This window comes from Halobellus captivus (assembly GCF_007655485.1).
Taxonomy (GTDB): domain Archaea; phylum Halobacteriota; class Halobacteria; order Halobacteriales; family Haloferacaceae; genus Haloquadratum; species Haloquadratum captivum.
Window position 1 is genome coordinate 1 of the sequence record NZ_VJXQ01000015.1, and the last position, 1,586, is coordinate 1,586.

General features: G+C 63.2%; 1 protein-coding gene. It reads right to left on the bottom strand.

Annotated features, from left to right (window positions below; all coding sequences use genetic code 11):
• The coding region (locus FJT57_RS16270) for a VirB4 family type IV secretion system protein (protein ID WP_144906887.1) at positions 1–1,586 on the bottom strand (1,586 nt) is incomplete at both ends.

Genomic DNA, 1,586 nt, shown 5'->3' on the forward strand with positions numbered 1-1,586 from the left:
ACCTGAATGCCGCGCCACTCGCCGTCGACGCCTACCAACGCCTCGGAGAAGCCGGCGTCCTCGTTGCCCGGCACGGCATCTTGGACGAACCGCATCTGCGCGTAGTTCAACCCGAACTCGTCGGCCCACTCTTCGTCCATCCCGTCGAGACGGTGGAACTGCTTGACCGCACACTGATCCAGAATCGCCTCGGATTCAGCGTGCTCGAAGAACTCGTCGACCGTCTGCGTGACCAGCCGGATCGAGAGGTCGTGATGCCGGTGGTGGCGGAACACCGTCTCAAGGAACGCCAGGCTCGCGGCGTCCTGCATGATGTAGCGTGCCTCGTCGATGTAGAACACGACCTCTTTCTCCGAGACTTTCGCCCGCTCGTACACCAGCGAGATGAGCAACTGCATCGTCAGCGCCGTGCTGCTATCGACGCTGCCCTCCTGCTGGGCGAGGTCGAGGTAGATGACCTTCTCGTCGCGAATGTCGAAGTCGGACTCTTGGCCGAGGTTGCTGTGCCGACCGTCGTCCTCGAAGGGGCGGAGCTGATCGAGCAGCCACGTCGCGTCCTCCTTGATCTTCCCTGCTTCTTCGTCGGACCGGACGACGAACTCCTCGGGGTCGTCGACCATATCCTCGAAGACGTCCATCATATCCTGAATCGTCGGGCTCGGGTTGCCGTGCGTGGAGATATCGTCGGTAATCCCGTTGCGCTTGTACGCTCGCTTGAGCGCGAGTTCCAGCGTCGTCCGGCGGTCGCCCAGCGAGATGCCGCGGAGCGCGAAGAAGTTCGTGAGGAAGCTCATCGCGTCGTCGAGCTTCTCGTTGAACGGGCTCGCGTCCTCGCCCATCGCCCGCTGGACGTGTTCGGGCGTCTCCCGAATCTCCAAGGGATTCAGCCCGAGTGTCCCGCCGACCGTGATGCGTTTGGCGTCGAGAGCTTCGGCGACCCCCGCCCAGTTGTTCAACGGCTCGAGGATGATGCCGATACGATCCTTGCTCTGCTCGATCGACCGGATGAAGTTCTGCTTGGAGCTGAACGACTTCCCCGATCCCGTGTCGCCGACGGTGAACATCGCGTAGCCGTTGTCCCGCGCGAACGGGTCGATGACGACCGGGCTCTGGTTGTCCTTGTGAATCCCGAATTCGACGCCGCCTTCCTCGAGGATCGTCGCGTTGTGCGGCGAGGAGAGCAACGCGCCGACGGCCCCGCCGAGTGCGATTGATGTCCGCCCGAATTCGTTGTCGCCGATGGGCGCGGCGGACTGGAGGGCGAGGTCCTGCCGACAAATTGCGGTCTTCGGCGTGAGGTTCGCCGGGTCGTCGCGGAGCGCACTCTTGACCGTCTGGACGGCGTCTCTGAGGTCGTCCTTCTCGTCGGCCCGCACAGTGATGAACATCCCCTGGTCGAAAACGTTCGCGCCGTTCTCGACGGCCTTGTACGTCGCTGCGGCCTCGTTGGCGCGCTCTTGGAGATACGCGCTCCGGATACTCTGTTCCAGGTCAGCATCGACCTGGAGGTCGTCCGCGATGTCTTGCAGTTCGTTCCGGGCCCGCTCCTGATTTTTCGGCGTGATGTGGGCCGTCAGATCGAACTG